At 66.8% G+C, this 26,423-nt stretch carries 24 protein-coding genes and 1 pseudogene; 10 read left to right on the forward strand and 15 right to left on the reverse strand.

The window, feature by feature from the left end; all coding sequences use genetic code 11:
• Positions 1 to 6: 6 nt before the first annotated feature.
• From Rhe02_RS09405 to Rhe02_RS09420, 4 genes are all read right to left on the reverse strand, one after another.
• Positions 7 to 1,089 (reverse strand): hypothetical protein, encoded by a 1,083-nt coding sequence (locus tag Rhe02_RS09405; RefSeq protein WP_203907722.1) that lies wholly within the window; start codon positions 1,087 to 1,089, stop codon positions 7 to 9.
• A gap of 89 nt (positions 1,090 to 1,178) precedes the next feature.
• The gene (locus tag Rhe02_RS09410) at positions 1,179 to 2,045 is read right to left on the reverse strand and encodes an oxygenase MpaB family protein (protein ID WP_203907723.1); all 867 of its coding nucleotides are present in this window, start codon (positions 2,043 to 2,045) and stop codon (positions 1,179 to 1,181) included.
• Between the two features lie 132 nt (positions 2,046 to 2,177).
• Positions 2,178 to 3,362, reverse strand: coding sequence for an oxygenase MpaB family protein (locus Rhe02_RS09415; protein ID WP_203907724.1), 1,185 nt, complete (start codon positions 3,360 to 3,362; stop codon positions 2,178 to 2,180).
• A gap of 404 nt (positions 3,363 to 3,766) precedes the next feature.
• Positions 3,767 to 5,293, reverse strand: coding sequence for an MDR family MFS transporter (locus tag Rhe02_RS09420; protein ID WP_203907725.1), 1,527 nt, complete (start codon positions 5,291 to 5,293; stop codon positions 3,767 to 3,769).
• A gap of 199 nt (positions 5,294 to 5,492) precedes the next feature.
• On the opposite strand from Rhe02_RS09420, the gene Rhe02_RS09425 reads away from it, so the two are divergent.
• The 3 genes from Rhe02_RS09425 (at position 5,493) to Rhe02_RS09435 (ending at position 7,624) form a co-directional block, all read left to right on the forward strand.
• Entirely contained in the window at positions 5,493 to 6,035 is a 543-nt protein-coding gene (locus Rhe02_RS09425; RefSeq protein WP_203907726.1) for a YciI family protein, read from the forward strand.
• Positions 6,036 to 6,118: 83 nt separating this feature from the next.
• Positions 6,119 to 6,757, forward strand: a complete 639-nt coding sequence (locus Rhe02_RS09430) for a hypothetical protein (protein WP_203907727.1) — start codon at positions 6,119 to 6,121, stop codon at positions 6,755 to 6,757.
• 90 nt (positions 6,758 to 6,847) lie between these two features.
• Positions 6,848 to 7,624, forward strand: coding sequence for a hypothetical protein (locus Rhe02_RS09435; RefSeq protein WP_203907728.1), 777 nt, complete (start codon positions 6,848 to 6,850; stop codon positions 7,622 to 7,624).
• A 12-nt stretch (positions 7,625 to 7,636) separates the two neighbouring features.
• Here the strand turns inward: Rhe02_RS09435 and Rhe02_RS09440 are convergent, their stop codons facing one another.
• A complete protein-coding gene (locus Rhe02_RS09440; RefSeq protein WP_203907729.1) occupies positions 7,637 to 8,167 on the reverse strand; it encodes a hypothetical protein in 531 nt (176 codons plus the stop codon).
• Between the two features lie 141 nt (positions 8,168 to 8,308).
• Between Rhe02_RS09440 and Rhe02_RS09445 the strand changes: the two genes are divergently transcribed.
• On the forward strand, positions 8,309 to 9,817 hold the full coding sequence (locus tag Rhe02_RS09445; RefSeq protein WP_203907730.1) for a hypothetical protein: 1,509 nt from the start codon (positions 8,309 to 8,311) through the stop codon (positions 9,815 to 9,817).
• 101 nt (positions 9,818 to 9,918) lie between these two features.
• Here Rhe02_RS09445 and Rhe02_RS09450 read toward each other — a convergent pair whose 3' ends face one another.
• From Rhe02_RS09450 to Rhe02_RS09480, 7 genes are all read right to left on the reverse strand, one after another.
• Complete coding sequence (locus Rhe02_RS09450; RefSeq protein WP_203907731.1) at positions 9,919 to 10,299, reverse strand: DoxX family protein; 381 nt, start codon at positions 10,297 to 10,299, stop codon at positions 9,919 to 9,921.
• 116 nt (positions 10,300 to 10,415) lie between these two features.
• On the reverse strand, positions 10,416 to 11,303 hold the full coding sequence (locus Rhe02_RS09455) for a hypothetical protein (protein ID WP_203907732.1): 888 nt from the start codon (positions 11,301 to 11,303) through the stop codon (positions 10,416 to 10,418).
• A gap of 133 nt (positions 11,304 to 11,436) precedes the next feature.
• Positions 11,437 to 12,066 carry a nucleotidyltransferase domain-containing protein gene (locus Rhe02_RS09460; protein ID WP_203907733.1) on the reverse strand — a complete coding sequence of 210 codons (630 nt, stop codon included), beginning with the start codon at positions 12,064 to 12,066 and terminating at the stop codon, positions 11,437 to 11,439.
• A gap of 151 nt (positions 12,067 to 12,217) precedes the next feature.
• Positions 12,218 to 13,615 (reverse strand): DUF1906 domain-containing protein, encoded by a 1,398-nt coding sequence (locus Rhe02_RS09465; RefSeq protein WP_203907734.1) that lies wholly within the window; start codon positions 13,613 to 13,615, stop codon positions 12,218 to 12,220.
• 9 nt (positions 13,616 to 13,624) lie between these two features.
• Positions 13,625 to 14,929, reverse strand: a complete 1,305-nt coding sequence (locus Rhe02_RS09470) for a C40 family peptidase (protein WP_203907735.1) — start codon at positions 14,927 to 14,929, stop codon at positions 13,625 to 13,627.
• A gap of 11 nt (positions 14,930 to 14,940) precedes the next feature.
• The gene (locus Rhe02_RS09475) at positions 14,941 to 17,985 is read right to left on the reverse strand and encodes an AfsR/SARP family transcriptional regulator (RefSeq protein ID WP_239123592.1); all 3,045 of its coding nucleotides are present in this window, start codon (positions 17,983 to 17,985) and stop codon (positions 14,941 to 14,943) included.
• 41 nt (positions 17,986 to 18,026) lie between these two features.
• Complete coding sequence (locus Rhe02_RS09480; protein ID WP_239123593.1) at positions 18,027 to 18,665, reverse strand: M15 family metallopeptidase; 639 nt, start codon at positions 18,663 to 18,665, stop codon at positions 18,027 to 18,029.
• A 125-nt stretch (positions 18,666 to 18,790) separates the two neighbouring features.
• On the opposite strand from Rhe02_RS09480, the gene Rhe02_RS09485 reads away from it, so the two are divergent.
• A complete protein-coding gene (locus Rhe02_RS09485; protein ID WP_203907736.1) occupies positions 18,791 to 20,656 on the forward strand; it encodes a family 20 glycosylhydrolase in 1,866 nt (621 codons plus the stop codon).
• Here the strand turns inward: Rhe02_RS09485 and Rhe02_RS50870 are convergent.
• Positions 20,592 to 20,777 carry a helix-turn-helix domain-containing protein gene (locus Rhe02_RS50870; protein ID WP_373320614.1) on the reverse strand — a complete coding sequence of 62 codons (186 nt, stop codon included), beginning with the start codon at positions 20,775 to 20,777 and terminating at the stop codon, positions 20,592 to 20,594. The two genes, Rhe02_RS09485 and Rhe02_RS50870, sit on opposite strands and share 65 nt — an antisense overlap.
• Before the next feature lie 449 nt (positions 20,778 to 21,226).
• The gene (locus tag Rhe02_RS09495) at positions 21,227 to 21,877 is read right to left on the reverse strand and encodes a hypothetical protein (protein ID WP_203907738.1); all 651 of its coding nucleotides are present in this window, start codon (positions 21,875 to 21,877) and stop codon (positions 21,227 to 21,229) included.
• Between the two features lie 682 nt (positions 21,878 to 22,559).
• Between Rhe02_RS09495 and Rhe02_RS09500 the strand changes: the two are divergent.
• A pseudogene (locus Rhe02_RS09500) lies at positions 22,560 to 22,643 on the forward strand (transposase); the annotation flags it as partial.
• Between the two features lie 114 nt (positions 22,644 to 22,757).
• Here Rhe02_RS09500 and Rhe02_RS09505 read toward each other — a convergent pair.
• Positions 22,758 to 23,195: a hypothetical protein gene (locus Rhe02_RS09505; protein WP_203907782.1), complete on the reverse strand. Its 438-nt coding sequence runs from the start codon at positions 23,193 to 23,195 to the stop codon at positions 22,758 to 22,760.
• Positions 23,196 to 23,321: 126 nt separating this feature from the next.
• Between Rhe02_RS09505 and Rhe02_RS09510 the strand changes: the two genes are divergently transcribed.
• Genes Rhe02_RS09510 through Rhe02_RS09525 form a run of 4 tightly spaced genes read left to right on the forward strand, consistent with a single transcriptional unit; the run spans position 23,322 to position 26,419 of the window.
• Positions 23,322 to 23,939 carry an RNA polymerase sigma factor gene (locus Rhe02_RS09510; RefSeq protein ID WP_239123594.1) on the forward strand — a complete coding sequence of 206 codons (618 nt, stop codon included), beginning with the start codon at positions 23,322 to 23,324 and terminating at the stop codon, positions 23,937 to 23,939.
• 13 nt (positions 23,940 to 23,952) lie between these two features.
• Positions 23,953 to 24,774: a hypothetical protein gene (locus Rhe02_RS09515; protein WP_203907739.1), complete on the forward strand. Its 822-nt coding sequence runs from the start codon at positions 23,953 to 23,955 to the stop codon at positions 24,772 to 24,774.
• Entirely contained in the window at positions 24,771 to 25,631 is an 861-nt protein-coding gene (locus Rhe02_RS09520) for an ATP-binding cassette domain-containing protein (RefSeq protein WP_203907740.1), read from the forward strand. The genes Rhe02_RS09515 and Rhe02_RS09520 overlap by 4 nt, the downstream gene beginning before the upstream one ends.
• The gene (locus Rhe02_RS09525) at positions 25,628 to 26,419 is read left to right on the forward strand and encodes a hypothetical protein (protein WP_203907741.1); all 792 of its coding nucleotides are present in this window, start codon (positions 25,628 to 25,630) and stop codon (positions 26,417 to 26,419) included. Before Rhe02_RS09520 ends, Rhe02_RS09525 begins: the two co-directional genes overlap by 4 nt.
• The last annotated feature ends 4 nt before the right edge of the window (positions 26,420 to 26,423 follow it).

Consider the following 26,423-nt stretch of genomic DNA (forward strand, 5'->3'; position numbering starts at 1 on the left):
CGAGGATCAGTACCGCTTGCTCGGGATGACAGTGCCGTCGTCGAAGCGGTTGTTGGTCCACGCGTTGCCGGACACCGCGGGGTCGTAGTCGCCAATCGGGCCATAGAGGGCGCAGGCGCTCCCTTTGGCTTTGCCCTTCTGGAACACGTTGTTGTCGAAGACGATGTTCGAGGTCTGGCCGGAGTGGGGCTTGCCCTTGGTCGAGCCGCCATACGCGCAATACGCGGCATAAGCCGTGGCAAGAAACAGATTGTGGCGGATCGCATTGTTGCGGATCGGGGTGAAGTCTCCGTAGCCGGTGAGCGTGGCTGAGCAGGAGCCCTCGGGGTCGGGCTGCACCGGCGCATCGCACACCATAGTGTTGTGGGTGATGGTGGTGCGTTCGCCCATGCGCACTGCCGAGGCGTGCCAGTCGTCCTTGATCTTCTGGCCGTGAATCCAGGAGTCGACGATGGTGCAGTTCAGGTGGCAATACACGCCGCGGTTGCCGCCGATCACCTCGGTGCGGCGCAGGGTGAAGTTGCTCTGGCCGACGCCGGTCGTCTGCCGGATGCCCTCGGGTGAGGCGTTGACGGTCGAGTCGGTCACGGTAAATGAGGCGTTCGAGATCTCGGCGTAAACCGTGCCGTCAATGTGGCTTTTCTCGATGACCACGTTCGCCGCACGGATCTGCAGGTCACACTTGACGAGTTTGGCGCTGATGACGGTGCCGTCCCGGCTGATCGTGCACGGCCCGTCGTATTTGACCAGGTTCACTCCAGCCGGTACGCCGGTGGTGTTCGGTCCGGGCCAGCAGCCGCCGAACGGATCGCGGCCGTCGGCGACGTTGGTGCCCGACGAGCAGCCCAGTGCGGCGCTGGGGCTCGGCGACACCGACGGCACAGGGGTGTTCGATGCCGTCGGGCTCGCCGCGGTGCCGGAAGGCGCGGCGGTCGGCGACACGGCCGACGCTGTGTCACCGGCCGGGCCCGTCAGCCGGATCACGACGTAGACCGAGGCCGCGGCGATGACCGCGGCGAGCACGCCGCCCGTCACCACGAGGCGGGTGCGGCGCCGGCCGCGGTGTGGCTGACTCGAATCTGGAAACACCGCTCGATGTTAGAACAGCACCGCACTGTCCGGCGCGCTTCAGATTCCAATACGGACAGTGGAATGTGGACCACACACGGCGAGGTAACCTAGGCTCTTCCCGCCGAGTTGTCCACACCGAGGTCGGAGGGGCGATAGCCCTGCGGATATCCCGGGTACGTGCGGTTGCCCGGGTCGCGGGCCAGCCGGCTCGTCATCCGCGCCGGCATGCGGGCGACCACCCGGGCCCGCAAGCGCAGCGCGCCCTGCGCCACCCGCGTCACCCAGGCCGGTGCCGCGTCGAAGCCGAAAGCGGTGCGCATCGCATCGTCAAGCAGCGCACGCACGCCCAGACGGGCCGCGGGCCGCAGCGGGCGCGGGTACCAACTGCACAGGAGCTCGAGGGTGTATTTGCCGATCTCGCGGTTGGTATCGGCGTAGCTGAAGTGCTTGGCCTCGTACGCCACCTTGAAGGCCCGGAACTCGTCGAAGCCGGCGGGAATGTCGCGGATTCCCATCCGCCGGCCGACCTCGCAGTAGAAATGGAAGGCCGCCAGGCGCTCGTGGCCGGACAGTGGCCGCCAGCCGAACCGGTCGAGCCAGTCGATCGGCTCATAGATGAAGGTGGACAAGACATAACGCATGTCGTCGGCGGCGATCGGGTAGCGGCCGTGTGCCCGGTTGATGACTCGCAACGCCTCCTTGCCGCGCTCGGAGTCGTAACCGCTGGAGGCGAGTTCGGCCATCAGCAGGGCCGTGTCGTCGTAACGTTTCTGCGGGCGTTCGCGAAACTCGCCGGTCGCCGACAGCAGCGCCGAGATGCTCGGCACGCAGTAGGTGCGAAACAGCGCCAGCTCAAGCGCACGCGTGTAGTCCCAAGGGAACTCGTGCCCGGCCGAGATCCGGTAGATCTCCTCATGATCGGCCACCGGGTCCAGGGCCTGAATCCTGTCGAGCCAGTACCGGCGCGCCTTCATGATATCGCCCCTCTCTCGGCACCGTCGGCGGCGAGATCCTCACCGCCGCGCTGCACCATCATGCCCGCGGCGCGCATAGCCGGTCCAGCACCACCTCGGTCGCCGACCGCGACGGAGGTGGTGCTGCTCGGCTCAGGGCCGGTTTCCGGTGGGGATGACGATGGGCGTGGTGGTCGTTGAGCCGCCCCTGTTGAGGAACAGCATCGCCAAGGCCCGGATGAACTGGTCGAGCATGTAGAACTGCAGTGGCGCAACGGGGATGAGGCCTTCCCGGAACGCGATGTAGGCGGGCCACGCGGTGCGGATGAGGGCCGCGGCAACGTAGTCGCGTGGCAGCCTGAGCCAGTCGCCGATCTCGTTGCTGAGCACGTACCGGACGAATTCGTTGAGGAAGCCGCGGGTCACTCCCAGGTCGACCTGCGCTGTGAGCCCGAGCAAATCCTCTGCCAGCTCTCGTCCTTCTGGTGTCACGGTGAGGATCGGTGTGAGCACCTGGGCCGATTGTGCGTAGGCGGCGGCCCACGTCTGCGGGATGAATTCGTCGCGCACTCCGAGCAGGTGGATGGCGACCTGCCAGCTGTGCAGGAAGGCGTCCTCCTGCGCCGCCGTCATCGGCACGCGCCACTCTTTGAGCTTCTTGTGGACGAAGGTGCCGAGGCTGTGGAAGGTGACCAGGATGTCGCCGTTGCTGATCGGGATCCTCCCCGGCTCTTGCGCGCCCGCCCGCCATTGCGGCGACTGTGGGAGCAGATGCCTTACCGCGGCGTGCACCAGACGGGTCTTGTTGGCGGTGACCACGAACTGGCCGCTGGGCTCGAACGCGTTCAGGTCGCTGAGGTCGTAGCCGAAGGTGAACGTTTTGGCCGCGCGGTCCTGCATGTTTGCGCCGCCCGCTGACCAGTACACCGACCTGGCCTCGCGTGGGATCACTGTGCTCATGATGCCACTGCCCAGGCCGTAGAGCATGAAAAGGTAAGTGTCCTTGCGCCGGTTGAAGTCGGCGGCGAGGCGGAGCTTGGTGCGATCGGCCCACGACGGCAACGTGTTGTGCTGCTGCAGGTGTGCCTGGAGCTCGGTGGGCAGGCCGCTGGGCAGCGGATCGCCGTTGCTCACCCATGACCGCATCGCGGTGTTGACCGCCGGGATCTGGCCGGTGGTGAGCAGGCCGGCGAGCAGCCCGTCCACTTCGTTGTCCCAGGCCCACCACGGGTCGGCGCCCAGGGCTGGCGTTGCCGTGGCCACGCCAGCGCCTGCCGCGCTGACCAAGCCGAGTGCGGCACCGAGCGACAGCACGTGCCGTCTGCTGAGATGACTCATTAACTTACCCGCTTCCTTGGAGGCATGGCGCTGCTCATGCAAGGCCTAAATCACTGACAGACTGGGCTTACAAGAGGGACGGTGCGACGCTTTCACGACTCTCGATGTGCGATTACCGGTTAACATAGCGAAGCCATCGGCTTGTCGGCAAGGCGTCTGCGCTGTCAATCTCGGCCGGCCCCCGGGGGCTAGGCCTCACCACGCCATGAACTCGTGGGGGTACGGGCGCGCAAAATCGCCGCCGGCTGGATGGACAAGCCGGCGGCGAGTTTGCCGATTACACAGGCTGGCACAGCCTTTTGACGCTCATCGAGGTCCTGCATCGCCACGGTCTGGCGGCCTCGCATTTGGACAGAGCGCGGCGAAGTCCAGACAGACCCCCTCGCCCCGCGCCTCCAGCAGATTCAGTGGCTGTGCCCGACGCTGTCGGGTTGGCTGTCCGCCCTGGCCGGGAGGAGCAGCGCGGTGATGATCACGGCGATGGACAACACCACACCGATGATGAACGCCAGCCGCATGCCGTCGAGATTGGCGACCGTGGCCGCGACACCTTCGGCCTTAAGCGAATCGGCTCGCGCGCTCATCACGGTGACCACGAGCGCTGTGCCGAAGGCCGCTGCCACCTGCTGCAGCGTGCCCAGGATCGAGCTGCCGTGGGCATACAGGTGCGGCGGAACCGCGCCGAGCCCCAGGGTGAAGACCGGGGTGAAGGTCGCGGCGAGACCCAGCATCATCAGCGTGTGCACCAGGAGGACCTGCCAGTACGGCATGGTCATCGAGACCTGGGTGAAGCCGGCTAGCGCGACAGCGATCGCGATCGCGCCGGGGATGATCAGAACCCGTCCGCCGAACCTGTCGAACAGACGGCCCACGGTCGGCCCGAGCAGACCCATCGCGAGGCCGCCCGGCATCACCAGCAGCCCGGTCTGCAGGGCGCTGAGCCCACGGATGTTCTGCAGGTAGAGCGGCAGCAGGATCATCGAGCCGAGCATCGCCATGAAGGCGACCGACATCAGGATCAGCGCGATCGTGTAGGTGCGGTGCTTGAGGGTGCGCAGGTCCATGAGCGGCACGCCATGCTTCTGCAGCCACAGCTGGCGGCCGACGAAAACGGCGATAGCGGCCAGCCCGGCCACGACGATCGCGGTGGCCAGCCCCATGCTGCCGCCCTGGAACCGGCTCAGACCGTAGACCAGGCCACCGAAGCCGAAGGCGGCCAAGGCCACGCTGAACCAGTCGATGGTGCTGACCTCCGGCTCGCCGACGTTCTCCAGCTGCTTCATGCCACCCCAGGTGATCAGAGCGGCGATGGGAAGCACCACAGCGAACAGCAGACGCCAGGACCCGAAGTTGAGGATCACCCCAGAGATCGCCGGGCCCATCGCGGGTGCGACCGAAATGGCCAAGGTGACGTTGCCCATCACCCTTCCCCGGTCATGCTCGGGCACCACATGCATCAACGTGGTCATCAGAAGCGGAAACATCACCGCCGTGCCCGACGCCTGAATGATGCGGGCGCCAAGGAGCACTTCAAAGCTCGGCGCGACGATGGCCAATGTGGTGCCGAGCAGGAACAAACCCATCGCGGTGGCGTAAGCGCCGCGAGTGGACACCCGCTGCAGGAACCAGCCCGTAATCGGGATCACCGCCGCCATGGTCAGCATGAAGGCGGTGGAAAGCCATTGCGCCGTCTGTTCGGTGATGTTCAGCGCGCCCATCAGGCTCGGGATCGCGTTAATCATGATCGTCTCATTGAGAATGACCACAAACGTGGCCAGCACAAGCAGCCGGATCACGGGCGGGGTGCGACCTGAGGTCGCGGTCACGGCCTCGGCGGGTGAGTCAAGCTGCTGGCTGAGCACAGTACCTCGATCATGGTTGGAGGAAAGAAAGTGGTCATGGTCGGCGGTCTTAGTAGCAATAGCGGTCATGCCAATACTGACCATCGCCACCGACAAAACTCATCGCAGCGATCCACATTGCAGCAATTTCTGCCAGGTATCACCCCGTTTTCGCCCAGCCCGGCGACGCCTACACCCCCTTCTGACCTGCAAGTTGTCAATCAGGGAGAGCCTCAGTCCAATAGGGGGTGGCGAACATCACGGTTTGAGCGGCACGAGAAGATTGGGCATGGAGTTCTTCTGTTACCACCGCGACCGGACTGGCTCCGCGGCCCTGCGCGGTGAACTGTTGGAGGCGCACTGGTCCTACATGGACCGGTACGAAGTCGAGCTGATCGCCCGCGGGCCGACGTTCACCGACGATGACACGCCGACCGGAAGCGTGCACATCGTCGACCTTCCCGATCCCGCTGCCGCCCGCGCCTTCGCGTTCGATGAACCCAACTACCAGGCCGGGGTGTACCGCGACGTAATGCTGCGCCGGTGGCACAACACGTTGGGCCGCACCATGTGGGAGTTCCCCGGAGGCCGGCCAGATGGCGGCCTGTACCTGGTCCTCGGTCTGGGCAGCGGGAAAGCCGAGGATCACCTCACCGCGGATCGGGAGGCACTGATCGCGTATGGTCCGCTGCTGTCAGACGACGGCGCGGCCTGGCTCGGCACCGCCGCGCTCGTCCAGGCGCCTGACGCGGCAAAGGCACGGGCGATCCTGCCCCCGAGCGGGTACGCCGAAATCGAGGTGCACAACTGGGAAATGGGCGGCCGGCGCTGACCTCGGCCTCCCCCATTGACGGCTTAATCTATGGACGTTAATCTCTGCGCATTGATCTCCGCCTATCACTGTGGAGGAATGCCATGCCCCGGCTTGCCCGTAGCGTCCTGAGGTGTGCTGTCGCCGTCGCCCTCACCACCGGCGCCACCGCACTCGCGTTCCCCACCGCGGCGCACGCCAGCCCGCCGACCATCCCCTGCACCGGCGCCAACCGTGGCCAGATAGTGACCGAGGTCGACTCCGCACAGGTGGACCCGGTGCTGACCCAGTTCAAGGCGATCAACATCGACCCCGGGACCACCGGCGAGATCACCGAGACGCTCAGCGTCATGGAGACCGTGACCACCACCGTGGGCGCCTCGGCGGAGATCAGCAGCTCGGCGGGCGCGCTGCTGGCCAAGGTCTCGGTGAAGATCGGCTTCACGGTGCAGCATGTCACCTCGAACACCAGCACCGAGACCACCACCATGCGGTGGACCTTCAGCCAGCCCGGCTACTACGGCCTCTACAAGGGGACCCGGAAGGTATCGGGCCGGTTCCAGAATTGGCAGTGCATCACCAAGTCGTCCACGAGCACCGGCGGCTTCTGGGGAATCTCCGTGCCCATCAACGGGACGCCTTACACCACCTTCGACAGCATCGAGGTCGGCACCATCCGCTGCGGTGAGCCCGCCCCGCCCGGCTCCCTGCGCCTGGTCGCCCACCAACAGCTCGGCTGCTGAGTACGCCGCCGACCGAGCACCGCCCTTACCGGCTCTCCTCGGAAGACGCGCGGGGCACCTGAAGTGGCAAGGAGCGGGTACAAAGAGCGCATGATATTGCCAGAGCCGCGCAGATCGCGGTTGCTCGTCGTGGCCGGAGTCGCGCTGTGCATCGCCGGGACGGCGATACAGGTGGTGGCCTACCGAACACGCAGCCTGCTGCTGTCAAACCTCTCCCTGGCATGGCTGCTGCTCGTCCTCGCCACCGGCATTGCGCTGGGCGTGTTGGCTCTCAAGCATTTCATCGCCTCGGAGAGGCGGCCGACGCGATTTGTGGCAGATGGCACCGGCTTCTGGGCGTCCACTGTATTTCCTCCGGGCTTCATAGTTTTTCTGCTGTTGCTGCTGGCCGCCAACAACTACGCCCAGGTCATCAACAAATGGAACGACGCAGACCGCACCTTCGCCATCGTCGGCACGGCCTTGGGCGTTCTCATGACTCCGGTCCTCGCCATGTTGGTCACCCACGCCTGGCGAGCCACCACACTCAAACTGACCCCCGATGGCGTTACCGTTTACACGCCCCTGCTGCGCAGGACGATCCCCTGGGAGGCGCTCGCCGCGGGCGGGCCACCACGTCCGCTGACGACGGCAAACCGGCTCCAGCTCATAACGACCCGCCCTGAACTGGTGAGCCAGCGAGGCTGGCCGGTCATGAGCGGGACAAGGCAGGTGCCGGCCATCCCGCTGCAACTCAACGTGCATCCGTGGTTCGTGGCTGACGCGATCCGTTGGTACGCAGAGCATCCGGAGGACCGTCCGGCGATCGGCCAGCCCGCTGAGCATGATCGGCTGCTGGCGGCGATCGTTGCCCGGCCTGCTGCGTAACACCCTGCGCGCTTAGTAAGGCAGGGCGATACCCCGGTGGCGGGCGAAGCTGCGGTGGGCCTTGACGATCGCATCGAGCCAGCGGGCGAGCATCTCGTCGGCCCGGTACACCCGTGCCATCCGAACCTCGAAGGACTCGGTGTCGTGATGGTTGACGCTATCGACGTCGGGCTGCGCGGCGAGCTCCTCCACCAGCAGGTCGGGGTCGGACTCTTGATGTGACTGGTAGGGCTGGACAAGGTACCCGACCGCATCGCCGAAGCTCAGCGTCCAGTTAAGGCCGTCGCCGGTGCCGAGCGACAATTCGACGCATAGTTGGGCCCTGGTAAGGGCGAGCGTATGACCCGGCCACGCCTCCTCGACCGACGTCAGGACCGGCGGAATCGCGTCGAGGACGACCGCGACCGTCGCACAGGCCGCGAGCTGGCCGCCGCTGTACACCACGTTGCGCAGGTCGCCGTACCCGTCTAAGGGAATGATGCCAGGGGCCGCGTAGGCCGGCAGCCCGGCTGCGTGCTTGGTTCCGTCGGAAGGGGATCTCATTGCGATCAATATAGAGGATGACGGCGTGTTCAAAGTGGAGGTTCATCTTCCATGCCGTAGACAATCCCCGATCCCAAGGTCGATTGACGACTGGGGCCAAGCCGAGACATCGCCGTGATCAAGATCGGCGAGCCTGTTGCCATGACGACGGGGAGACGCGCCGATGCCCTCGGCCCGTGCCTAGCCTGGATTTCGCATCCGCTCAGTGTGGCCGGGCTGGCGCTGCTGCTGATCAACGACCATTTGCTCAAGGACGCCTGGCCGGGCGTCATCACCGGAAAGCTCAGCGACATCGCCGGGATGCTGATGTTTCCACCGGTTCTGGCGGTGATGCTGGCGATATTGCTACCGGCCGTCTCGGGCCGGTTCCTCGCCGGTTTCGCTGTCATTGCCACGGGTGTGTGCTTCGCCGTCCTAAAGGTCAGTCCTGTGGTGGCCGAGCTCGCGTCGCGGGCCTGGTCCGTGCCGAATGGGCCGTCGGCCGTGCTCGCGGACAGCACCGACCTCGTCGCGTTGCCAGTGCTTGCGCTGACATGGGCGGTGTGGCGGCGCTGCCGCAAAAAGGCGGCGACGGACCGGTTTGCGCGCCAGGTCCGAGCCTTGGTGCTGGTGCCGGCCGGGCTACTGGCCACGGTCGCCACGTCAGCCGCGTCCTATGACACCGTGACGTGGGTCGGTGAGATCGACGGACAGATGGCCTACGGCTACGGGATAGTCAATCGCGACAGCACCGACGCGATCCACAGCATCGGCGTCAGCGCGGACGGCGGCCACACGTTCACTCCTTTGCCCACCAAGGAGCAGCCGGTGCGGCACACCAAGGCGTGCACCGGCTCGATCTGCTACCAGGTCGTGCCTGGCGAGCTGCACGTGCAGGAAAGCCGCGACGGCGGCGTCACCTGGAGCACCGCCTGGCAGATCGCGGGCTGGCAATACCGGGCGCTCGCCGCCGACCATCTCGACCTCAACGACCCGAAAAATGCCCTCGCTTCCCAATGCATCGCCATTTTTGAAGGCTCAGACGGGTACGTGGTGATGGTGGCCAACGCCCGCGACGGCCTGCTGCGCCGGGACGCGTCCGGCCACTGGGAACGTCTCGGTGTGCCGGGATCGACAATGGTGCCGCTGCGCGCCGAGCCGGACTTCACCGGGCACCGTGTCTTGGCCGCCACGCTCGGCGTGGTCGCCGTCGGTCTGGCCGGCCTAGGTCTGCTGGTCGCCTCGCGCCGACATGTCGTGCCGCCGCGGCGCGCCCGAGCTTTCGCCTTTTTGGTGCCTGCCGCGTTCGTGTTCGATGTGTGTATCTTCCTGCCCGATCGCCTGACTCCCGTGCTGTGGCTGCTGTGGGGATTGGTGAACGCGGCTGCCCTGCTCGCGTGCGGCGCGGTTGCTCTCGTCCTGCCGCTGCGCCAGACGGCGGCGCTCGTCCCGGTCGCGGCCGCCACCGCATGGATTGCCCAGATCGTCTACAGGGTCGAGCCGGCGTCGGACGCCGACCTGTTCTTCTTCCGCGCCGGCAGTGGCCTGGCCGAGACGGCACAGTCGGCGGTCTCGCTGGTGCCGGTGGCGATCGGCATGGCTGCCGCGGCGGTGGCGGCATTCATGGCGAGCCGGATCCGCAGCACCGCCGACCACCAGCCCGCACCGTAGAACGTCCAAACTGGACGGCGACCCGGCGTGGGTGGCCGGGCCTGGCGTCCTCGTGGCCAGCGCTTCCGCGCCGGCCACGAGGACGCGAAATGCGGGTTGGCCTAGCGGATGGGCTTGTGACGGGAGGCGACCCTTAGCGCCCACCAGATGAGCGGCGCTTGCAGGGGTAGCCGGCCGTAGGCGATCGCCCGCTGGACCGGCGGGCGATGGCGCCAATCCATTGCCATCTTCACGTTGGCCGGGAAGACGGCCGCGAACAGCCCGGCCGCGGCGAGGCTGCCGACGCGGCGGGAACGTGGGTGCGCGACCGCAGCCGCGACGGTCAGCTCGGCCAACCCGCTGGCGTAGGTCCACAATCTCGGCGATCCGGGCAGACGGCGCGGCACGATCGCGTCGTAGGGTCGCGGCGCGGCGAAGTGCGTTAGAGCGGCTCCAGCCAGCAAGGCTGCCAGCGCCAAGGCGGACCGATCGGGCTCAGGCATGTCCCCCAGTATCCTCGGCCGCCAGTGGCTCAGCCGCGCGAGCCCGACGCCGGGCCGGATGGCTTTTGGGACTGCTCCATCCAGCCCGGCGCGGTCTTCGTACCCAGAAAAATCTGTCAGGCGGCTGCGGCCGAGAGGTCGACGGCCAAGGCCGAGTTGTCGCATGCCCCTATCGAGGCACACAGCGAGTCGATAAGGGAACCGACGAAGGCCGCCGCGCCCGCCGCGAAGAACACGGTCACCGCCATCCTCGCCACCGCGGAGACCGTCAGCCCGCCAGCCGTGGCCAATGCGGCGACGGAGCTCGAGGTCTCGAGCACGGCAACCGCGCCGGCCGCGCCAGCGGGTCCGGCCGCTATACAGGCGGCCGCAACGGCCACGAACGCCGCCGCTGCGCAACCGACCACGAAGCCCTTGCACAGCGCGCAACTCAGCCATCCGCCCATGGCTTCCGCCTCCGCGCCGGTCGGGAAATGCACCGTCTTGAGCCAGGTCATGAACTGTGCGCAGCAGTCCGGAGCATTGCCGATCTGCTGACGCAGATTGAGCATGGCTGAGCGCGGGAACCCGGCCGCGTACATGAGGGTCATCGGGTCGGCGTTCCATGCGGGGTAAAGCGAAGGAGCACTGGATACCAGCGAGATGATCTGCCGCGTGATCGATCCGGTGTCCTCCATCTCGCGAAGCAGCGGGATCGCCACCGGCGCAACGCCACCGGTGATTTGCGCGACGTTCCCGGCATCGACCGTGATGGCGAGCTGACCCTCACCCATGTACAGACACTGCTGTTTGTCGTTGATCAGCAACGCCCACTGACCGGGACCCGGACCTGCTCCGATGTCCCTGATGGTCAACGAGCCCAGGTCGCCGGCCGAGACGACATAGGCCGATCCCTGCGGACCGAGCCGTTCGCCGAAAGCGCGCGGTCCCACCGCATTCGGGTTTCCTCCCCAAATCGCGCCCTTTTCGCCGGTCGGCGTCGTCAGACTGTTGATGTGCCACATGGCATTCTCCCCTTCGTGTGGTGACTGAGGTCGCGCCGCGCAGGTGCGTGCCTCCTTGCGCGTGCGAGGTTGAGTCACTAGGACAGAGAGGGGATCGAGAGCGCTGAATACGTCAGAGGGCCGACAGTCGCATCTACGACTCCTGCGTAGACGTCGGCAGGTTCGCCAGCCACGGGTGTCCTGGGTGGATTTGCTCCAGCGTTGTGCGCAGCCATGCCAGCCGATCCGGCGCCAGCAGCGGCACCGTCGCGTGCAGGTCTGCCCGGTCCTTGGGCTCGTTGCGCCAAGCCTTGAGCAGCAGGGTGATTTCGGGTCGCTGATAAGAGATGCCGCCCTGCTCGTACACCACTTCGCTCATCGGCAATCGCACGGTGTTGTGGCGTGCGCAGATCCAGGTGTCACCCTCGTGGGGGTTGAGGCCGACGTCGAATAACCATGGGCTGGCGCCGTCCTGGCGAATCCATAGCTGCCGGCAACCGTCGAGCAGCTCCTGCGGTGTCCGCAACGGCCGCAGCGTGCCGCCGGCGTTGGACCAGACGCAGTGCGTCGGCAGGAGGTGCTCCAGCACCGCGGGCAGATCACTGCGCAGGAAAGCGATGTCGATGTCCTCGTGAACGCGAGACTGGCCGGTGAACGCGTCGATCGACCAGCCGCCGAAAATCCACCACCTCACCGGTATCCCCGCGAGCAACTCGGCCGCCTGTGGCGGCGTAAACGTCGCCCACGGCCCGTACCACCGGTAGAACTCGGCATCCTCGTCCACACCGCAAGACTACTCAGGTATTGGTCCCGGCAAATGCCCGGCCCCGGACCATCGCCTCAGCAGCCGAGCCCGACGCTGATCTGCTCCCCGCCGCGACCCGAGGCCGTAGCGAGGCGCACGGGCGAACCCCGTCGGGTTCGCCCGTGCCGCTTCAGCTGACCGTTGCCGGTTGAGCCGACAGCAGGTACTGCGTCCAGCCCGCGGCGTCGACCACGCTCGCGCCGCTGATGTCGCTGCCGCTGCCGTTGTAGGGGCTGGCGTCAACGTATTGGTGCATGGACCCTTCCGGCCGGTGTCCGAAGTAGACACCGCCGCCCGGCGAGAGCAGGTTGTCGAAGACCTGCCAGGTGGACGACCTCAGCTCGTAGCGGTCCCAGTTACCAGCCCCGTTTATCTTGTACGACAACAGGAGCCCGCCTGTGGTGGTGCCCAGGATCCAGCCCGGCCCGGTGGCGGTAAGGGTTTTGAGGGTGAAGCCGGAGTCGATGACCGTGTTGCTGGTGATGTTCGACGCGGCGGGTTTGGCCGCCGTTATCGTGTAACGGCGCAAGGTGTTGCCCGCTATCCCGAACAAGCTGCCATGACCGTCAAAAGCGAGCAGGTCGTGCGTCCAGCCGCCGCCCAGAAGCACCGGCGCGTTGAACACCAGCGACTCGTTGTTGGTAATGACGTCCACCCGATACAGCTGACCACCGGGGTTGGTGACCAGGATGGTATTGAAGTTGAGCGTGGCCATCGCCTTGGGGACGAAACCCAGCGTCGCCGTGGAGACCACGGCACCGTGGGTGCGGGTTCCGGTGGAGGCGTCGACGGCGGTGTAGGTGAGCCGGCCGTCGGCCAGCGCCCCGTAGATGCTGGCCGTGCCGCGGGGCTGCCCGCCCCACTGGCCGAAGTCGGCGGCGTGCGCCTCGTTGCGGTCGCAGTCCGCCCCATCGACGGTGATGCCGTTCTGCACCTGGCGGAGCTCCGCTCGCGAGTCCCAGTTGCCGCCCGACCAGGCGTAGGTCTGCCAGCCCCAGGTGACCTTTCCGGCGTCGAAGAGCCGGTCGATGACGTTGAAGCCGCCGTAGGCGCCGGTGCGGCTGCGGCCGATCACCGAGGCGATCCCGTCGAAGTAGGCGTTGATGGTGCCCTGCTGCGCCGCGCTGGCATCCCAGTCGACGCTGAAGTAGATCGGCCGGCTGGACGGCATGCCGCAGACGATCGCCTGACGGTTGGCCTCGGTGGCGTTCTCCACGCCGGCCGAGTAGCCGCCCAGGGCCTCGCTCGCCTCGTACTCCCAGTTGGTGACGATGTCGAGCCCGGCCGCTCGCAGGGCGTCCGCCTCGGATCGGGTGAGGTTCTTGCCGGTGGTGCTCCAGCTGACGTAGCGGCAGACGAACGAGTAACCGGCGGCCGCGATCGCGCTTGGTCTCGGGCGGCCCCAGGAGTAGTCGATGCCGCGCCGCACGGCGGCCAGAGCCGGTGTGGCGAAAGACATTGCGGTCGCGCTACCCAGCACGGCGGCTCCGGCCGCGCCCAGGAGGGTCCTTCGGGAGATGCTTGTCATCACAGGTCCCTACAGCGGCTGGACGGATAGCAGGTACTGGGTCCAACCGGCCTCGTCGACCAGGCCTTCGCCGGTGAGGTCGGAACCGTTGCCGTCCAGCGGGTTGTCGTCGATGTAGCGGTGCATCGAGCCTTCGGGGCGGTGTCCAAAGTAGACCGGGCCGCGCGCCATCAGGTTGTCGAAGACCTGCCAGGTCGAGCCCCTCAGTTCGTAGCGGTCCCAGTCGCCCGCGCCCCTGATCCGGTAGGACAACAGCAGCCCGCTGCTGGTGGTGCCCAGGATCCAGCCGGTGCCGGTGGTGGTGAGGGTTTTGAGGGTGAAGCCGTTGTCGATGACGGTGTTGCTGGTGATATTGGAGGCTGCGGGTTTGGTAGCGGTGATGGTGTAGCGGCGCAAGGTGCCGTCCGCGATACCGAACAGGCTGCCGTGCCCGTCATAGGCAAGCAGATCGTGTGTCCAGCCACCACCCAGAAGCACCGGCGCGTTGAACACCAGCGACTCGTTGTTGGTGATGACGTCCACCCGGAACAGCTGACCGCCGGGGTTGGTGACCAGCAGGGTGTTGAAGTTGAGTGTTGCCATCGCCTTAGGGACGAAGCCCAGCGTGGAGGTGGAGACGACCGCGCCGTGGGTACGGTCACCGGTGGCCACGTTCACCGCGGTGTAGGTCATACGGCCATCGGTCAGGAAGCCATAGATGCTGGCCGTTCCCGAGACGTCGTCGACGACCTTCTTGTACCGGAACGCCCTGTACTGTGACGTCGGGTGCCCGGAGAGGGTGGATTGGCTGAACGTCGCGCCGGTTACCTTGACCATCGGCGTGCCGCCGAAGCTGTAGTACCAGAACCGGGTCTTCGCCGAGTCCTCCCAGCCGCCGAAGAGGATGGCGTGGAACGGATATCCGGGATCGTTGTCGACGGTGTCGTCGAGCAGGTCGCCGGGCTTGAGGTCGCTTCGGCTGATGGCCACCGTGTAGGCGGAGTCGTCAAGGCCTTGCGTGTTCGGGTCGGAAGCCAGGTGCCAGGCCATGCCCACGAAGCCGGAGCAGTCGCGGCGGTACTGGCGGGTGTGCCCACCGTCCCAGGTGAAGGCGGTCATGCTGTAGGTCATGTCAGAGTCGTGACGCCGGCTGTACCAGTTGGTGGCGCGGGTGAGGATCTCGCTGCGGGTGATGTTGCCGCCGATGGAGGAGGCGGCGTAGGCGGGTGCGGGGACGGCGATGGTGGTTGCCGTAGCGGCCACGAGCCCTAGGGTGGCGGCGCTCAGCGCAGCCGCGGTGACCGCGATAATGCGGGACGCAATGGTGTTTGACATGCCGACAACGGTCAGCGCGGCTGCTTCAAATTCTCTTCAATGCATCTACAGAATTCTTTGTACTCGCGAGCGCCGTGATCGTGGAAGACGCGGCAGGCCTCGGCCAGGGTCTCGTCTGCGGCCGCGACATCGCCCCGTGCGCGGTACACCAGGCAAAGGTCATGTCGGGTGCGTGCCCGCCACAGCGGCGCATCTATGGTGTCCCAGACGGAAACCGCGGCGTCCAGACAGCTTTCGGCCAGGTCGAGCCGGCCCGCGGCAAGGTGCAGCTGGCCCAGGACGCGCAGGGTGTTCGCCTGCCCCCAGCGGTCGTTGACCTTGCGGGCGGCCCACAACGCCCACTCCAGCCGGGGCAGGGCGCCCGGCGCGTCGCCAAGACGCATCTGCGCCTTGGCTTGCGCGCGCACCGCGTACGACTGCATCAACTCGTCGCCGAGCCGCTCGAAGATGGCGGCCGCCTCGCCGCACATGCGCATCGCCTCCGCGTGCTCGCCGATGGCCCGGTGGTAGAGGCCCATGGTGCGCAACGTGTAGGCGGCGCCGCGCTCGCTGCCCACCGCGCGGTAGGCGCGCAGGGAGATGTCCAGATCGGACTGCGTGCCGTCGAAGTCGCCCTGTTCCAGCCGGACCGAGCCGCGCAGCCGGTAGACGTAACCGATGCCCCGCTGGTCGTCGAGCGCTTGCAGCAGCGTCGCCGCCTGGTCGAGGAAATGCAGCGCCTCGGCCAGACGGCCCGGCTCCCGGCAGGCCGCGCCCAGCCCGGCCAGCGCCGCGGCCTGGCCCCGCACATCGTGGATGAGCCGGAAGCGGCTCAGCGCCTCGCTGAAGTGACGCCGGGCGTCGCCGTACAGGTCTTGCGCGTAGCGAAGCTGGGCCAGCTGCGCGAGCATCCCTGCCTCGGCCTGAGCGTCACCGGCCCGCCGCGAGGCCTCAAGCGCCGCACCGACGATGCGGGCTCGGAAGTCGAACCGGTTGGCGCCCTCCATCTCCATCGCCGCGCGGCTGGCGACGAATTCGCACACCAGCTCGTGCATGCCAAGCGCGGCAGCCCTTTCGATTCCGGAGGCCATCGCCGCCTCCTCGCCCTGCATCCACTCCGAGGCCCGATCGAGAATCCGGCTGGAAACCTCCACCGGCTCGCTTTCGTGCTGCGGGGCCGAAACTGCCTCCTGCCGCCAAACGATGTCGGCCGGCGGGAAGTGTTCCGCGATCCGCTCCAACACCCTCAGCCAGCCGCCGACCACCCGGGCGACCGCGGCGTGCAGCTCCTCGATCGGCTCCTCCGCCTCGGCGGCCTCCCGCGCGTAGAGCCGGACGAGGTCGTGCAGGCGGTAACGCAACACCCCCAGCTGGTCCGGGCCGGCGAAGGTGACCAGCTGAGAGTCGACGAGCAGCTCAAGGCGGCGCTCGGCACCGGCGCCGTCCCCGTCGAGCAGCCAGCCCACGACTTCCGGGGAGAAGTCCGGGATACTGATGAAAGCCATGCGGCGCAAAGCAACCTTGGCTTCGTCGGCCAGCGCCCGATAGCTCAGGCCGATGCTGGTGCGCACCGCCAGGTCACCGGCGCACAGCTCGTCGAGGCGCTGGCGTTCGTCGGTGAGCCGCCCGGCGAGCACCTCCAGTGGCAGCTGGCGACGGGTCGCCAGCCGCGCGCCCACGACGCGGATCGCCAGCGGCAGGTTCTCACAGACCGACAGGATGCGTTGGGCCGCTTCGGGTTCCGCGGCAACTCGGTCGTCCCCGGCGATGCTGGAAAGCAATCCGAGGGCTTCCCCGTCGGCGAGCATCTCCAGCTCGATGAGGCAAGCGCCGGAAAGGCCGGGCAGCCGGTCGCGCGAGGTGATCAGCACGCCGCAGCCCTGCCCGCCGGGCAGCAGCGGCCGCACCTGCCGCTCATCGGCCGCGTCGTCGAGCAGCACGAGCACGCGGCGGTTGGCCACGAAGCTGCGAAACAGCTCGGTGCGTTCCCGTGCGCTGTCGGGCACCTGCACCGGGTCGACGCCCAGCGCCCGCAGGAATCCGCCCAGCACCTCGCCCGGGGTGGCCGGCATGTCGCTCATTCCGCGAAGCTCGGCGAAGAGCAGACCGTCGGGAAAGGACTTGGCGATGCGGTGCGCGGCGAAGGTGGCCAGGGCGCTCTTTCCGCTGCCACCCTGCCCGGCCACAATGTGTACCCCGGGACAGGGCCTTTGCAGATCGAAGACCAGGCGCTCCAGCGGGTCGGCGCGCCCGGTGAAGTCCGCCGGCGCGGGCGGGATCTGCGCCGGAACCACCGTCGGCGAAGCGGTCTGGGCGGCGGGCAGCGAGGAATCCTCAGGCATGTCACCGCGCAGGATCGCGGCGTGCAGCGCGGCCAGCTCGGGCCCCGGCTCCACACCCAGCTCCTCGACGAGCACGTCACGGCCTTCGCGGTAGCAGGCCAGCGCATCGCCCTGCCGCCCGAGGCGGTACAGGGTCGTCATCAGCTGCCCGCGCAGCCGCTCGTTGGCCGGATGCCGCGAGACCAGACCGGTCAGCTCGGCCATGTGGTCGAGGCGGCCCAGTCTCAGCTGCGCCTCAAAACGCTCCTCCAGCGCTGCCAGCCGCAGCTGGTCAAGACGCCGGGCCTCGGCTGCGAGCGGTGAACTCTCCACTCCGGACAGTGCCGGACCGCGCCACAGCGACAGCGCCTCGCGCAACAGGGCCGCGGTCTGATCGTCGTCGCCCGCATTGGCCGCGGCGCGGGCCTGCTGCACCAGACCGGCGAAGGTGTTGGTGTCCAGATCCGACGATCGAAGCCGCAGCAGATAGCCGGGCGGACGGGTGGTGATGAGGTCGCGGAAACCATATCTGGCAAACGATTTGCGCAGGGAAGAAACGTAGGTCTGGACCAGCGCACGGGCGCTTTCCGGCGGGTTGTCCGGCCAGACCACGTCGACGAGACGGCTGGCGGACACGACATGATCGTGATCGAGCAGCAGCGCCGCCAGCAGGGCGCGTGGTTTGGTACCACCCAAGGGTATGGCACCGTCAAGGCAGCTAGCCTCGACCGGCCCCAGGAGCCGGAACTCCAGCATGGTGACATCTTGCCGCATCAATGCGGCGCACAGGGGGCAACTCAGACCTCGGCGGGACCGTAACAGGCATGGCCGGCGCCGCTGACATAGGCCCAGTAACGGTCCCCATAGGACCAGTGCCACCACTCGCTGGGGTAGTTGACCAGGCCCGCGGCGCTGAGCGCGGCTCCGAGCAGGCGGCGGTTCTGGATGGCCCGCGCATCGATCTCGGTCGAGTCGGTGTGGCAGGCGGTGGTGTCGGTGTCGTTGACCTCTGTGCCCATGGCGAGCTCGGCACCGTACACAGTGCACAGTGTCACGTCCACCGCCGCCCCCGCGACGTGCGGGGCCACCTCGGGCGGAGAGATGTACCTGGCCGCGCGGCGACGAAGATCCGCCTCGGCCGCGGCGGGATCCTTCACCCGCAGACGGTGCACAAAGGCGTCGAAGTACTGCTTCTGCAGCTCCGCCGGCCGGTATCCCTCGACGATGAGGAACCGCAGGCCGGCCGGAAGCAGGGTCTGCGCGGTCACCAGCCGATCGACCATTCCCACCCGCAACCTGGCAAAACAGCCCTGCGGATCGGCCAGCCGGCCATCAACCCGCAACGCTGCGATCTTACGCACGTCGATTAGGGGCTCACCACACTCGACCACAGGTATCCCCACCACCTCGGGGTCGGACAACACCACCATGTCCATCGCGCGAGCCTCGGCGGCGGCGCTCTAATTTTCCTCCAAAGCCGTCTACAGATGTCACATCGAAATCATTGACGACTATGGGCCAGATTTGTTAGGAACCTTAACTATACGTCCTAGGAGGGCACATGCGACGAACACTGGCTGCTCTGTTGCTCACGGCCACCTTGGTAGCGATCAAACCGGCCGCCGTCGAAGCGGCTGTGCTGGGAGATGTCGTTCCCGCCCCGGTCACGGTGCAGCCCGCCGCCGGCGTCAGCTACACCTTTGCCGCCAACGCCGCGATCTATGCCGGCGCCGGAGCGGCCGAGGAGGCCACCTACCTGGCCGGCCTCCTGCACCTGCCGATCGCCTCCTCCCCCGCGAGCATCTCCCTGCTCCTGAACGGGGCCGTCGGCGGCGAGGGCTATCAGCTGGACGTGACCACCGCCGGGATCACCATCGCCGCGCAGACCAGGGCGGGCCTCTTCCACGGCATCCAGACTCTGCGCCAGCTGCTCCCACCCACCATCGAGAACGGCACCAGCCAACCCGCCCAATGGACCGTCGCCGGCGGCCGGATCGTGGACTACCCGCGATTTGCCTATCGCGGCGTGATGCTCGATGTGGCAAGGCATTTCCAGCCCGTGGCGAATGTCAAACGCTATCTGGACCAGGTCGCGCTCTACAAAATCAACACCTTCCACTTCCACCTGTCCGACGATCAGGGCTGGCGCATTGTTGTCGATGGCTGGCCAAGACTGGCGACGGTCGGCGGCAGCACCCAGGTCGGTGGCGGCGCCGGCGGCTATTACACCAAGGCGCAGTACCAGGACATCGTGGCCTATGCGGCCCAGCGCCACATCACCGTCGTCCCGGAGATAGACATGCCGGGCCACACCAACGCCGCCCTGGCCTCATACGCCGAGCTCAACTGCAACGGTGTCGCGCCGCCGCTCTACACCGGGACCGGGGTCGGCTTCAGCAACCTTTGCACGTCAAAGGAAGTCGTCTACACCTTCGTGCAGAACGTGCTCGCCGAGCTGGCGGCGATCACCCCCGGGCCCTACCTGCATCTGGGTGGCGACGAGGCGGACACCCTGACCGCCGCGCAGTACGCGACCTTCATGAACAGGGTGCAGCCGATGGTTCCCGCGCTCGGCAAGACCGTGATCGGCTGGCACCAGATCGCCCCCGTGCAGCATTCACCCAACCGCATCATGCAGTACTGGGGAACGACGACCTCCGATTCGGCGGTGACCAACGCGGTCGGCCGCGGCGCGCGGGTGATCCTCTCCCCCGCCAACAAGGCTTACCTGGACATGAAATACACCTCCTCCACACCGATCGGGCAGAGCTGGGCGGGCCTCATCGAAGTCCAGACCGCCTACGAATGGAACCCCGGCGCCTACCTCAGCGGCGTCGCCGCCACGGCCGTGCTCGGGGTGGAAGCGCCCCTGTGGACCGAAACCATAGTGACCGCCGACCACATCGAGTTCATGGCCTTTCCCCGGCTCCCGGCCCTCGCCGAGCTCGCCTGGTCCCCCTGGTCCACCCATAGCTGGACCAGCTTCCGCCAGCGCCTCGGCCAGCAAGGCCCGCGCTGGACTCTGATGGGCATCGACTACTATCGCTCGCCTCAGGTGCCGTGGGCTCCGCTGCCCGGTCCCGGGGGGCGCTTCGAAGCCGAGAACGCGACCATCAGCCAGGGCGTGGCGGAGTCCAACCACGCAGGCTTCAGCGGCACCGGATTCGTCAACTACAACAACGTCTCCGGCAGCTACGTGGAGTGGGCACTGCCGTCGGCCGCCAGCTCGATCACCATCCGCTACGCCAACGGCACCACCACCAACCGGCCGATGAACGTCAACGGCGCCCTGGTCGACTTCCCGGGCACCGGCTCCTGGACCACATGGGCGACCAGAACCGTCGCCGTGAGCGGATCAATCATCAGAGCCACCGCCACCACCAGCGCCGGCGGACCAAACGTGGACTACCTCGAAGTGAACAGCTGACTCGGCTTTGCGACCTGCTTTGTTTCCCGAGCCCGCCAACACCTTCGGCGTTGAACCGGTGAATCCACATCCGCACCGTCCGCGGATCGCAACCCAGAAAAATGCGCAAGGAACTAAGCATAGGTGGCGTGGCGGGACGACGAGTCCTGGAGATCGGCTGCGGCGGTAGTCAAACGTGGGCCGCTGGCTTGTTGTCCGTGGAGGAAACAGAATTGCCCTGCTCATGGAGATCCCATGAGCAGGGCCGTTTATTTGCCATCGCCGTAGCAGGCGGTCGACAGAATCAGGAACCTTGTTGAGCCGAGCATCTCTGGAGTAGCAAATGTGCGCTATGAGCTTCCAGGTTCTCGGCTAACGGCGGGTGTCACCGAAGAAATCGGCGGATGCGCCGGATCCGAGGATCCGATGTTTGCCAGAATCACGCCGACAACGCACAACAGAAGAACCATTGCGATCACAGCAGCGATGACAACTAAAACCTTCTTGGTGGTGCTCCAAGGCTTTCGTTCGGTGTTAGGCGTCAAGACGTCGCCACTCCAATCGATGCTTGTTGACTGTAGCTACCAGGGTCTAGCCGTCGTGATTTTCCAGGAAATAGATCTGGCCCTGAGCGCCGTACGCCCACCTTTCCCAGAAGGTGCGGTTGTGAGCACATGAGCCCCACAGAGGAATCCAGGCGTCGCAAAGATTCGCGATGGTCTTCACGTCCCAACCACTCCAGCCAGCGCCATAGACCTGGTTGATCTGGCAACTGATAAATTCGTACGTGGGGTAGCCTCCGTCGATGCCGAAGCAGTTGGCCACCGTGTAGTTAATCCAAGTGCCGTCGCTGCACCAGGTTACCTCCGTCCTGGACCAGAGTCCCCCGCCTCCAGCCCATCCTTGATCCGTGGTATGGCCCCAGCAGCTCAAGATGGTGATGGACGAGGTTCCCTTCGGGTTGCGTACAGGCGGCACTACCTTGGCATCACGGCTGTCGATGAATTGGGGGGCGACGACGCGCAATTCTGCGTGCGGAACATTCTTGTTCAGACCACGAGCCACGATCTCCTCAGGTAGCAGCGCGCGAAACGAGTGAACGGTGCCGTCAGGTTTGGTAACGGTGACGTGAAGCGGATCGTCGGATCGCGCGTGAGCAGACGCTGGCTGGACAGAAATTGCCAGCAAGCCGAAAAGGACGGTAGAAACCAGCGTTCCTGCGAACGCTCGATTGGTTCTCATACATTGACCTTTCTCTGAGGGTACAGCGGTCAACATCGATCGCTAAAGCGACGAGCGCACCACATCGCAAGTGGGGCGAACCCAGCAGAGACTCATCGGGTTTGGGGCTACAGAAATCTGGGCAGACGGACTCTCGCGACTGATCACTAACCCGAACACCCTAAGCAAAGGCCGCTTCAATGCAGTGGCAGACATCCTGACATCGCCTCTCCCCCGTATTCCTCTGCCGGAACATCCCGCGTCCGACTCATCGGAACGCTCCGAGATGGACAGCGTACGAGGCTTGCACGACCTCCATTGCCCCGATTTTGCGCTCTGTTGGCGAGCGAGGACAGCCAATGATTACGATACGTCACTGAAAGAAGTGATCGACTACAATGTATACCAGGTCGGCCAATGCATGTGTATGCAAGCTATTACGCTTATCTCACATAGCGTGAACCATAACGATTAGATAACGCCTGGAGGACATCGGTCAGCACATTAATGATCAACCCTAATCAGGGTGGGCATTCTCTGCGCCACAGCGCTTTACCGCGCTTCGTCAGCGACCAGACCCGGACCCGGAGTTTTCAGGTTGTTTCATTTTGTCCGGTGGCCCCTGATGAGCTGTCGGCGGTGCGGCAGCGTCATGAAGTCTTTGCCACGGACATGTTCGCTTCTTTGCCCATGCACTGGGCAAGTCGGCAATTGCCAGATCGGGGTCAGTGTCCACGCAGTCTCCGACACCGCCTCGTGCCCTTTGGATTGGCGGCTGTTCGTCCCGACCTGTTCATCACCACACTGCGACTCGACCCAAAAGCGGCTGCACCGGCCTGACCCTCTACCAAATCATCCGCGAACTCCAACAAACTCCTCGCGACCTGAACCGGGCACCCGCTCATTTGCCACCTTCACGCAGCGGGCTGATGGTCAGCTGGCGGCAGTGGGCGGCGAGGACGGCGACTGCGCGCGGCGAGGCGATCAGACCGGTCTTGCGTTGATAGCTGAGATCGGCGTGGAGTTCGTCGCCGACCACCAGCCGTTGCAGCTGCGGGCTGGGGGTGCCCGGTGCCTCGAAGAAGTTCTCGTGGAGCAGGCCGCGGGCGGTCGCGATCGTGAAGCCGGTGACGCCGGCCTCGGTCAGCGCCCGCGCCAGGTCCGGGCTGGCTACCAGCTCGTCGAGGCGGCCGGCCAGCGCGTCAGGTAGCCAGCTGAGCTCCACCACCAGCGCGCCCTCCGCGTCGGTCTCGGACCAGTCCCACGCGGGATCGGGCTCCAGCGCGAAGCGCTGGCTGGGCGGAAAGCTCAGCCAGTCGGATGCGATCGGTTCGCCCACACCCGAGGACTCTAGCCCCGGGCGCGATTCGAACCGGGTTTGGTGAACCGTTTGCCCCGCCCTCTACGACAGAGAGGGCGTGGATGGCAGTGACCTCAATCGGCGGGCCTCGTGGGTTGCCTGCTCATGGCGGGTTTTTCGCTGTATCTTCTTGACGATGCCGCAAGCCTGCCGATCCGCGCCGTGGGTACCGACAGGTCGCCCGTGTTGACGCGAGCGCCGGATCCGCGGGAGGACGCTGAGCTTCTCGCGGCGATCATCGACGGCGACCGGGAGGCGTTCGCCGAGCTGTATCGGCGGCACCTGCCGTGGCTGCTGGTGCGCCTCGGGCGCAGGTGCTCGTCACCGGAGCTCGTCGATGAGGTGGTGCAGGACACGTTCGTGGCTGTCTGGCGGTCGGCCAGGCGCTGGGACCGTCGGGGCGAGGTGGCCGCGTGGATCTGGGGCATCAGTATCCGCCGTCTGGTCGACGCGCTGCGCCGTGGCTGGCCGCCGGCCGGTGAGCTGACGGAGTTCGCCGGGGTCGAGACGTCGGCCGAGGAGCACGTGCTGCTCGGCGTCCAGTACGGCGACGTCGGGGCGGCATTGGCCAGCCTGTCACCGGAGCTACGCGCGGTGGTGCAGGCGACTGTCCTAGATGGACTGACAACACGGGAAGCCGCCCAGTTGCTCGGTATCCCGCCCGGCACGGTCAAGACACGGATGATGCGCGCCCGCGCCACGCTGCGGGAGCGGCTCGCATGACGGGGAGGTTGGGATGACCGCTTGGCATCTGGATCCGGAGGCGATCCGCCTGTACGCGCAAGGCGCCGCCCCGCCGCAGCTGGCCGCGTCCGCCGAGGCGCATCTGATGAAGTGCGCCGCCTGCCGGGACGGGATCTCCGCACATGTCGATACCCGCCGGGTGGAGGCGATCTGGCAGGAAGTGGCCGACCGGGTCGACGCCCCCCGCCGCAGCTGGCCCGAACGGATGCTGGTCCGGCTCGGCGTCGGCGAGGCGACGGCGCGTCTGGTAGCCGCGACGCCGACGCTGCGGGGGCCATGGTTGCTGGCCGTCGCGGGGGTACTCGCGCTCGCGGCTTGGGCGGCCCAGTTCGATGAGCGCTTCCTGCAGATGTTTCTCGTGGTCGCCCCGCTCGGGCCATTGGCGGGGGTGGCGGTGGCCTTCGCGGGCGGGCTCGACCCGACCCGGGAGATCGGGCTCGCCGCGCCCTACTCGGGGCTGCGATTGCTGCTGATCCGTACGGCCGCGGTGCTGGCGGTCACGGTGCCGATCGTGGCGGTGGCCGGGCTCGCGCTGCCTGGCTCGAATTGGCTGGCCGCCGCCTGGTTGCTGCCCACCGCCGGGCTCACCTGCGCCGCGCTGGCCCTGACCGCCCGGGTGACGCCGGTCGTCGCGGTCGGCGTGGTGGCCATGTCGTGGGTGCTGGTGACCGCCCCGACCGCCCTCGCCGGTCACCTCCACCTCGCCGTGGGCATCGGCGCCCAGCTCTTCTGGCTCGCCGTAGCCATCGGCGGCAGCCTATGGCTCGCCATCACTCGTCACACCGTCACGATCAAGCTGGGGAGAAGCGCATGAGCACCGTACGCGTCCATGGCGCGTCCAAGTCCTTCGGTCGCACGAAGGCGCTGGACAACGTCGACCTCGAAGCGGGGCCGGGGGTGACCGGGCTGCTCGGGCCGAACGGGGCGGGAAAGACGACGCTGCTGCGGATTATCGCCACCGTCCTGGCGCCGGACCGGGGCCAGGTGACCCTGCTGGGTCGCGACCCGTCGCGCCCCGACGAGCGCACGGCGATCCGAGAGCGGCTGGGTTACCTGCCGCAGGATGCCGGCTTCCATCGAGGGTTCACGGTCTTCGAGTTCATTGACTATGTGGCGATTCTGAAGCAGATGACCGAGCGGCGGGCCCGGCACGACGAAGTCCGCCGGGTCGTCGCGCTGACCGGGCTGGAATCGGTCAGCGCCAAGCGAATCCGGGCCCTCTCCGGCGGAATGCGGCGGCGGGTCGGGTTGGCTCAGGCCATGCTGGGCGATCCTGCTCTGCTCGTCCTGGACGAGCCGACGGTCGGCCTCGATCCCGAGCAGCGGCTGCGGTTCCGGGAGATGATCTCCCACGCGGGCGAGGGGCGCACGGTGGTCATGTCCAGTCACCAGACCGAGGACATCACCGCTCTGTGTTCCAGAATCGCCGTGATCCACCAGGGCCAGGCGCGGTTCACCGGTACCCCGGCCGAGCTGACCGCGCAGGCCGCGGGTCGCGTGTGGACAGACACGCAGCGCTCGCCCGCCGCATTGGCGGCCTGGCGCACCGGCGAGGGCGCCTATCGCAACGTCGGCGACCCGCCCGCCGGCGCCGAGCTGATCCCACCCACGCTGGAGGACGCTTACCTCCTGCTCATGGGCGAACCCGAGCTGGAGGTCTCCCACTCATGAGCGCTGTGGACTCCGCTGTGCGCCGCTTGACGCCGCTGATCGGCCGGGAGGCGCTTCGCCTCGCCCGGCATCCCTTGCTGTGGCTGGTACCCGTCATAGTCATCGTGACCACCGCCCTTGACTCGGCCAGCAACGGGCGGACCGCTGGTTACTGGTATGGCACCATCTTCGTGGCCGTCGCGTTCTTTTCGCCCCTCATCGTGCTTTTCACGGCGAACCTGGTCGCCAGCAGCGCCCGCCGCGGCCGGGCCGAGGAGACGCTGAATGTCACGCCGACCACTGACACCCGCCGGGCCTGGGCGATGAGTCTGGGTATAGCGCTTCCGCTGGCCGCCACCGGCGCCATCGCGGCGGGCGCCATGGCTCTGGTCGACAGCCTCAACGACATCCCGCCCGCGCAGCTGCAGACCGCTGGAGAGCTCGCCCAGCTTCCGTTCATCCTTGCCGGCGCCGGGCTGCTCGGCGTCCTCGCCGCGCGCTGGCTGCCCTTCGCAGGCGGCGTGCTGATCACCTTCATCATGTCGACCCTGGGCGCTCTCGTCGCGTTCCGCCGCTTCGACTCCGGCACCTGGTGGATGTGGTGGTCGACCAGCGCCACCCTCGAGGATGTGGAGGCGCCCGCGGTGCCGGGCGAGCCATGGCTGCATGCCGCTTACCTGGCCGGGCTGTGCGCATGCGCCATCATCGCCGCCGTCTATCGCGATCGGACACAGTGGAAACGACTGGCCCTGATCGGCGGGCCGGTGCTGGTCGCCACCCTCGCGCTCGGCTGGCTCCAACTGCGATGAAACC

Origin of the sequence: Rhizocola hellebori (genome assembly GCF_016862955.1) — a bacterium.
GTDB lineage: Bacteria > Actinomycetota > Actinomycetes > Mycobacteriales > Micromonosporaceae > Rhizocola > Rhizocola hellebori.